Annotated in this window: 8 protein-coding genes; all 8 read right to left on the bottom strand. The window is 58.6% G+C overall.

Annotation, left to right across the window (positions count from 1 at the left end; all coding sequences use genetic code 11):
• Positions 1 to 136: 136 nt before the first annotated feature.
• Positions 137 to 1,075 carry an agmatinase gene (gene speB / locus HB633_RS05865; protein WP_213777159.1) on the bottom strand — a complete coding sequence of 313 codons (939 nt, stop codon included), beginning with the start codon at positions 1,073 to 1,075 and terminating at the stop codon, positions 137 to 139.
• A 10-nt stretch (positions 1,076 to 1,085) separates the two neighbouring features.
• The gene (locus tag HB633_RS05860; protein ID WP_213777212.1) at positions 1,086 to 1,628 is read right to left on the bottom strand and encodes a cupin domain-containing protein; all 543 of its coding nucleotides are present in this window, start codon (positions 1,626 to 1,628) and stop codon (positions 1,086 to 1,088) included.
• Positions 1,629 to 1,755: 127 nt separating this feature from the next.
• Positions 1,756 to 2,448 (bottom strand): urea carboxylase-associated family protein, encoded by a 693-nt coding sequence (locus HB633_RS05855; RefSeq protein ID WP_213777158.1) that lies wholly within the window; start codon positions 2,446 to 2,448, stop codon positions 1,756 to 1,758.
• Between the two features lie 25 nt (positions 2,449 to 2,473).
• Positions 2,474 to 3,721 carry a M20 family metallo-hydrolase gene (locus tag HB633_RS05850; protein ID WP_213777157.1) on the bottom strand — a complete coding sequence of 416 codons (1,248 nt, stop codon included), beginning with the start codon at positions 3,719 to 3,721 and terminating at the stop codon, positions 2,474 to 2,476.
• On the bottom strand, positions 3,718 to 4,521 hold the full coding sequence (locus tag HB633_RS05845) for an amino acid ABC transporter ATP-binding protein (protein ID WP_218626667.1): 804 nt from the start codon (positions 4,519 to 4,521) through the stop codon (positions 3,718 to 3,720). Before HB633_RS05845 ends, HB633_RS05850 begins: the two co-directional genes overlap by 4 nt.
• Positions 4,518 to 5,171, bottom strand: a complete 654-nt coding sequence (locus HB633_RS05840) for an amino acid ABC transporter permease (RefSeq protein ID WP_213777156.1) — start codon at positions 5,169 to 5,171, stop codon at positions 4,518 to 4,520. Before HB633_RS05840 ends, HB633_RS05845 begins: the two co-directional genes overlap by 4 nt.
• A gap of 5 nt (positions 5,172 to 5,176) precedes the next feature.
• Positions 5,177 to 5,839 carry an amino acid ABC transporter permease gene (locus HB633_RS05835; protein WP_213777155.1) on the bottom strand — a complete coding sequence of 221 codons (663 nt, stop codon included), beginning with the start codon at positions 5,837 to 5,839 and terminating at the stop codon, positions 5,177 to 5,179.
• 15 nt (positions 5,840 to 5,854) lie between these two features.
• Positions 5,855 to 6,712 (bottom strand): transporter substrate-binding domain-containing protein, encoded by an 858-nt coding sequence (locus HB633_RS05830; protein ID WP_213777154.1) that lies wholly within the window; start codon positions 6,710 to 6,712, stop codon positions 5,855 to 5,857.
• Positions 6,713 to 7,652 lie beyond the last annotated feature (940 nt).

Below are 7,652 nucleotides of genomic sequence, written 5' to 3'. Positions count from 1 at the left end.
ACCACAGCGCCAAACCCCCCCAAACCCCCACCCCCACCCCCACCCCCACCCCCACCCCCACCCCCACCCCCACCCCCACCCCCACCCCCACCCCCACCCCCACCCCCACCCCCGACCGCCCCCCACAATCAGCCGATCAATCAACCCGCCGCGCCAGCAAACAAAGAATCTCATACATGAGCGTAGCGGCAACAAGTGCCGTATTACCACTCGGGTCGTAGGGTGGCGAAACCTCTACCACATCCCCGCCGATCCAATTCATACCGTCAAGCCCGCGCAACAGCGCCTGCGTCTCCCGCGTCGTAAGCCCGCCAATCTCCGGCGTACCCGTCCCCGGCGTATAGACCGGATCCAGACCATCGACATCAAGCGAAAGATACGCCGGGCCATCGCCAATCACCTTGCGCGCTTCCCCGATGATCGCATTCACTCCGCGTTCGTCAAACTCCTCGATAAACACGACCCGCATGCCGCTTTCCAACGAATAGCGCCAGCCTTCATCGGAATTTTGCGCGCCTCGAATGCCGATCTGAATCGTGCGCTTCGGGTCGAGCAGACCCGCTTCGACCGCCCGCCGAAACGGCGCGCCATGCGTGAATTTCGATCCCTTGAAACTGTCCCATGTATCGGTGTGAGCATCGATATGCACCATGCCGATAGGCGCCTTCGGCGCCATCGCCTGGAAAATCGGATACGTGATCGAGTGGTCGCCGCCCGCGCTCAACGCAATCTTGCCCGCTGCAAACACAGGTTCGAAAAAGCGCCGGATATCTTCGTGCGAACGTTCAAGATGAAAGAGATCGGTGAACGGCACATCGCCGATGTCGCCAACACGGCAGACATCGAAAGGATTGAAGCGCGATACATGATGAATCGCGCGCGTCATGCTCGACATGTTGCGGATCTCGCGCGGACCAAAACGCGCCCCAGGCCGCGCCGTGACACCACCATCGAACGGAACACCGGCAAGCACGATATCGAGCTCGTCGATGTTCGTGCAATACGGCACGCGCATGAACGTGGGAATGCCGCTGAAACGCGGAAGCGCCATCTGGCTTCTATCGGTGCCGGGCATGATGTTCTCGTCAGAAAGTAGGCGGTGTGTTGGTCCACAGCACGCGTGTCACCGTCGTGCCTGGATTGCGGTAACTGTGTGGCACGGTGCTGGGAAAGTAAAACGTATCGCCTGCGTGCAGCAAATAACACTCTTCTCCAAGCGTCAGTTCGAACTCGCCTTCGATCACATAACCGAGTTCTTCGCCCGCGTGGCTGATCTGTTCGTCGCTGCTTGCAAGCGGTTCGATCACATGAATGTCGCTCTGCAATAACTGTCCGGCGGCGGGCACGATCACGCGTTCGAGCATGATCGAAAGCCGCTTTCCCGCCGATGGAAACTCGGTCATCGGCCGCTCGCTCGCACGCTGCACAGGCGACGTGTTGATGTCGGGCCCGGAAACCAGCGCGCCGACATTAGTCGACAACGCGAGCGCAATTTTGTGAAGCGTCGCAAGCGATGGCTGCGCGTGGCCGCCTTCCAGTTTGGACAACATGCTTTCCGAGCAGCCGGCTTGCTCTGCGAGCGCCTTCAGGGTCAGTTGCTTGACCATGCGGGCGTGTTTGAGACGCACGCCGAGTGCTGCAGCCGGATCAGCCTGGACCTCGACCGGGTTGCCTGCTCGCGGGCGTGCGCTGGCCGATTTTCGTGCTGCGGGAATTTTTGTGGCCACCGGGAAGGCTCTTCTAAAGTTTAGGGGTCTACGCCAGCACCGTGAATTCGACTTCGAGCGGATTGAGCGCGTTGATGGGAATAATATCCTGCGGGCACGCGGACATCACCACCACGCAATCCATCACGGCCTTGATGTCCACATGATCGCCCGCCTTCGACACCGGCGCGAGCCACTCGATGGAATAGTCCGGCTTGATGGGAATGTTCATCCACAGGTTGAACGGTTGCGGTACTTCACGCGCACGCAGGCCGATCGCTTTCAGCGCCATGCGCATGTTGTCGGCGCAATTGTCGTGATAGCCATGCACGCCGAGATTCTTGTATCGATACAAATCACAAGCCGCCATCAGCGTGTCGTGTACGCCGGGCGAAGTATCGGCGACAAGCTCGGCAATCGGCCGGCGATGGTTGGTCATCAGCGGATCGCCGGCTTGCGGGATCACCTTGTCGAGCGACGCGCGCACGTGTTCGAACGAAAGGAATTCATCGAGGTGACTGGCATTGAAGATCCAGGTGTCGCAGACCTGCGTGCCGTGCGTGTTGATAATGCGGATCGTCTGACCCGCCTTCACACGAACCGCGCGGCCATTGCGTGCCGGCACCGTATAGGTCTTGCCGATCTCCGGCGTGCCATCGGCGGAAATGGGTTCGCGCAGCGTGGCGTTCTCGCCGAGTTCATGGCTGTTGTCGTGATGATGTTCAACGTGCGGCGTGCTCATGGTGACTCCTTCAGTCGTATAGGTTTCAAGGTGCTTCGTTGCAAAGACGGACCAGGCAGTGCGCGAGCGCGCGCGTGCCCAGAACGAGGTGATCGTCGTCGGTGGCTTCAAGCGGGTTATGGCTGATGCCGCCGCGACTCGGGACGAAAAGCATTGCGGTCGGGCAATGCTTCGCCAGGTACATGGCGTCGTGGAATGCGCCGGAGGTGATGTTCATCGAGGGTGATGAGAGCGCGTTGCATGCTTCCGCGACGCGCCGGACGACCAAGGGCGCGAAGGTGACCGGCGGATGCGTGAACAGCGCTTCGTGCGTGGCCGCATGACGTTCGATGCACGCGTTCAGTTGTGTATCGAACGCATCGAGGACAGATGCGTCCGGATGGCGGAAGTCGACCGTGAACGTGACGTCCGAAGCAATCGTGTTGATGGAGTTGGGCAAGACGGTCCATCGGCCGAAGGTAATGCGCGTGTCGTCGCGGCCTAACTGGTGAGCAAGCGCCGATATCTCCGCACGCACCGCGACGGCGAGCGTCATGGCGTCGTGGCGCGCATGCATGGGGGTGGTGCCGGCGTGAGCCGCCGCGCCCTTGCAGTGGACCGCGTACCATCGAACGCCCTGGATGCCGGTGACTACGCCGAGCGGGATATCGGCGAGTTCGAGTAGCGGACCTTGCTCGATATGCAATTCAATGAATGCATGGGCGTCTTGCGAGGCTCGTGTTTCGAGCGAAGAAAAGGCATCGCGATGAGCGGCAAGTGCGGCACCGAGCGTGATGCCGTCGCCGTCCTTCGCTTCTTTATAACGGTCCAACAACGCAGGATCGACGAACGCACTCGAACCCATTGCGCCGGGTTGGAAGCGCGTGCCTTCTTCGTTGGTCCATGCAACTACTTCGAACGGGCGGCGCGTCGGGATGCCGGCATCGTTCAACGCGGCGAGGCATTCGAAGCCCGCGAGCACGCCATAACAACCGTCGAGTTTGCCGCCCGTGGGTTGTGTATCGATATGACTGCCGGTCATTACCGGCGGCAAGTCTTCGAGACCCTCGCGCCGGAAGAAGAGATTTGCACAAGCATCCGTGCGGACCGTGCAGCCAAGTGCAACAGCGCGTTCGATCAGATGCCGCCGCGCGTCTATATCGATTGCGGAAAGTGCCGGTCTGTCGACGCCACCGTCATCACGGGCGCCGAATTTCGCAAGCGTCTGGATGGATTCGAGAAGGCGGCTCGCATCGATGCTTGAGGCAGCTTTAATCGCGTCGTCTTGCATCATGCGACTCCCGAGACCGATGTCAGGCTGCGATCGAACCAGGGCTTCAGGAACTGCTGCAAACGCGGCGTGCGCGTGTTGCCGAAGAGTTGCTCAGGCGGTCCTGCTTCGACAATCTTTCCGGCTTCCATGAACACCACGTGATCCGAGATCTTGGCGGCGAAATTCATCTCGTGCGTGACCATCACCATCGTCATGCCGTCTTGCGCGAGCGAGCGGATCACGCTCAACACTTCTTCCACGAGTTCGGGGTCGAGCGCCGACGTGGGTTCATCGAGCAGCATGACTTCGGGTTCGATCGCCAAGGCGCGCGCAATGCCCACGCGTTGCTGCTGGCCGCCGCTCAGCGACGCGGGATACGCATTCGCCTTCTCGGCGAGACCGACGCGTGTGAGCGCAGCGAGCGCTTGTTTGTGTGCATCGGCCTTGCCTGCTTTCTTCGATAGCACCAGTGGCGCCGCCACGTTGCCGAGCACGGTCATATGTGGCCACAGGTTGAATTGCTGGAAGACCATTGCAACTGGCCGGCGCACTTCGGCAATACTCTTTTCGCTATCGCGGTCACGCTCTGTGCGGCCCGCCGATCGATAACCAAGCAACTGGCCTTTGATCCAGACCTCGCCTTCATCGTAGGCTTCGAGGAAGTTCATGCAGCGCAGCGCCGTTGTCTTGCCGGAGCCCGACGGTCCGATCAGCGAAACAATTTCGCCGCGCTGTACGGTGAGGTCGATGCCCTTGAGCACACGATTCGCACCATACGATTTGCCCACGGCGCGAAGTTCGAGAATGGGAAGTGAACTCATGAGGGTTTGCGCGAAAGTGCGATGAACGCCGATGCCCACTTGAAGGCAACAGCAACGCATTGCGTAAGGAGCCAGTAGCAGATGATCAACATCGCGTATGGGCCAATGTAGGTGTATGTGGACGAGACAATGTCGCTTGCGGTCATGGTCAGTTCCGGCACCGTGATGATCGATGCAACCGCGCTTTCCTTGATGACGAGAATGGTCTGGTTGGCAAGCAACGGGACGGCGAATGCAACGGCCTGAGGCAGTTCGATGCTGCGAAACGCGGACCATCGGCTGATGCCGAATGCGCGCGCCGCTTCCATATGTCCGCGTGGAATACTGGCCCAGCCCGCGCGGAAGATCTCCGCGAAATAGGCGGCGGAATAGATCGCAAGCGAAACAATGGTCGCCTGTACGGCGGTCATCGTGATGCCGATTACGGGCAGGCCAAAGTAGACAATCACGAGTTGCGAAAGGTACGGCGTACCCCGAACAAGCCATACATACACGCGATATGGCGCGCTGAGCCACTTCGGAAACGTGAGGCGCAACGCGTTCAACATAAAGCCGCCGGACGCGCCAACGACGGCCGCCAGCACGCTGACTTCGAGCGTAACGACAATGGCATCCGCAAAGCGTGGAATGAGCGCGAGAAAGCTGTTCATGTTGGTCACGCCCTCCGTGCCATGCGCCGTTCGATTCCCCTTCCAGCGAGGGAAAGCATCGACGTGATCACGAGATAGAAGCACGCGGCGAGCGTATAGACCTCGAGCGGCCGGTAGCTGAACGAAGACAATTGCTGCCCGACACGCATCAGGTCCGTCACGGCAATCACCGATACCACCGCCGACGCCTTCACGATATCGATCATCTCCGAGACCAGCGCGGGCAGCGTCAGCGCGACCACTTGCGGGATCTCGACATGCCACAAGGTCTGGCGCCGCGTCAGATTGAAAGTCTGCGCTGCCTCGATCTGCCCGCGTGGAATAGCTGTGAATCCCGTGCCGAGAATTTGCGACTGATACGCAGCCGTATTCATCGATAACCCGATTGCCGCCGCGACCACGCCGGGAATCGCCCATCCGAGGCCCGAGGGCACGTAATAGAACACCAGTAGTTGCGCGAGCACGGGCGTGCCGCGAAACACGCTGACGTACACGCGCGCGGCCGTGGACAAGGTCCGGCTTTCGCTCGCCGACATCATGTAGATGAAGATGCCCGCGAAGAAACCGCACGCCACCGCAATGGCGGAAAGCCACAACGTGGTGATCGCGCCGTCCAGCAATTGCGGCAAATAGCTTGCGCACCGCGCGAGAAGATCGGGAGGGTTCATGTCGATGAACGGTGATTACATCGACGGTTCGGGAACTGCGTCAGAAGGAACATCCATGGTCGTGCCGAACCACTTCATCTGCAGCGCTTTCATGGTGCCGTCCTTGTTCGCACGCGCAATGCCATCGCTAAAGACCTTGAGCAGCGCGGCGCTGTCCTCGTCCTTGCGCGCGACCCACGCAAAGTAGCTCTTCGGTCCAATGCTCTGCGGCAATACTGTGAAAACGCCCGGACGCGACTTCAGCAAGGGCCCGAGGTTCGCGACCGACTGCGCGACCGCGTCGAGCCGGCCGACCGCGAGGTCCGCGTAGGCTTCATCGAAAGCGACGTACTGCTTGATTTGCTTGATGCCCGGACCGCCCGCGGCCTTCAGGTTTTTATCGAGCGCCATCAAGGCCTGCAACTGGGCGGAACCCGTTTGCGAGCCCACGATCTTGCCATTCAGGTCGTTCGGTGATTTGATCGATGCTTCGTTGGAACGCACCAGCACGCCTGCGGTGGCATCGGCAACAGGCAACGTGAAGGCGAAATGGCTCGCACGGTCTTTGTTCACCGTGACGGCGGTGATCACCATGTCGAAGCGTTTGGCATCGAGGCCGGGCAGCAAGCCCTGGAATGGGAGGTCGAGCTGCTTGAGTTTTACATCGGGCAGCGACTTCAATATGTACTGCAGCAGGTCCGCGTCGTACCCCACGATCTTGCCGTTCTCGATCGACTCGAAAGGCGCATAACGCGCCTCTGTGCCTACGGTGATCTCCTTGTTCGCCTTCACGCGTGCAAGCAGGTCGTTGCCCTGCGCGAACCCGGGCGCCGATGCAAGCAGCGCAAACGCGCCGGTCATCGACAGGACAAACGTACGAAGTGGCTTATGCATGATGCTCCCGTGCGGTCGCGCCGCAATGATGGGTTAGTGAATTATATTCAAGCTACTTGAATATAATTCACTATGCATGAAGCGTGCCATGGAAGGAGAGCCCTCTGGGCCGTGTTCAGGGACCGCAGATTTGCACCGATGTGGGAAAAGGATGAACCACAAGCACCGTTAAAGTGCTCGCCATGCACGATGCGACGTCTGATTCAACTTGGCTGAAAGACGACGTGCGATGTCTTAGAAAAATTTTTGTGGCCGATGACCAACAATCGCGACTGATTAGATTTGGCCTTCCGGTGGCCTGCGGGTCATCTGAAATGTCTAAAGTATTTGCCCTTAAGGACATTACGCACATAGTTAAGACAAAACGCCAAGTACCTGCAGGCAAGGCTTTGGCAGCCAACCGGCTGTCTTTATCCGCCACGTTCCGAGGCGGCCGACATCAGCCGGATTCAATTGCGACCCTAAATATTAATTAATAAGAAGAATAGACTTGTAATCCAAATCTAACAAAATGTCACACTCTTGGGTTCGAGTAATCAATTCGATACGTTTAGAATCCCGGCGCAAAGGGGTTATATAGGGCTTTGAATTTGAACGCGCAATGGCGATGCTTTTAGATATTCGCCATTGTCATGCCCGATTCATATTTATCCTCGGAAATTGCACGATTCGACATATTGTGCAATGGCGCTTTCGATTCGTGCAAATCATGCAACCTTTTGTTTTTGCCTTTGATTAAGCAATTTTTACTTCAAATCGAGGGTGGCTGAATTTATTTTTCCTCGATTGAACAAGTACTTATGATTTAGTAGCGTATTGTTGTCTGACTATTTCGAGTCGATCGCCCGGCCTTTCGGGGCGTGGTTCCCGTCAAATTCGCATTGAATCCAGACCACTTTTGCGTGGAGGTAGAGCCTATGCCGAAACCAGCCGGCCTTGA

It is taken from the genome of Caballeronia sp. dw_276, assembly GCF_018449635.1.
GTDB lineage: Bacteria > Pseudomonadota > Gammaproteobacteria > Burkholderiales > Burkholderiaceae > Caballeronia.
This window is presented reverse-complemented; position numbering and strand designations above follow the sequence as displayed.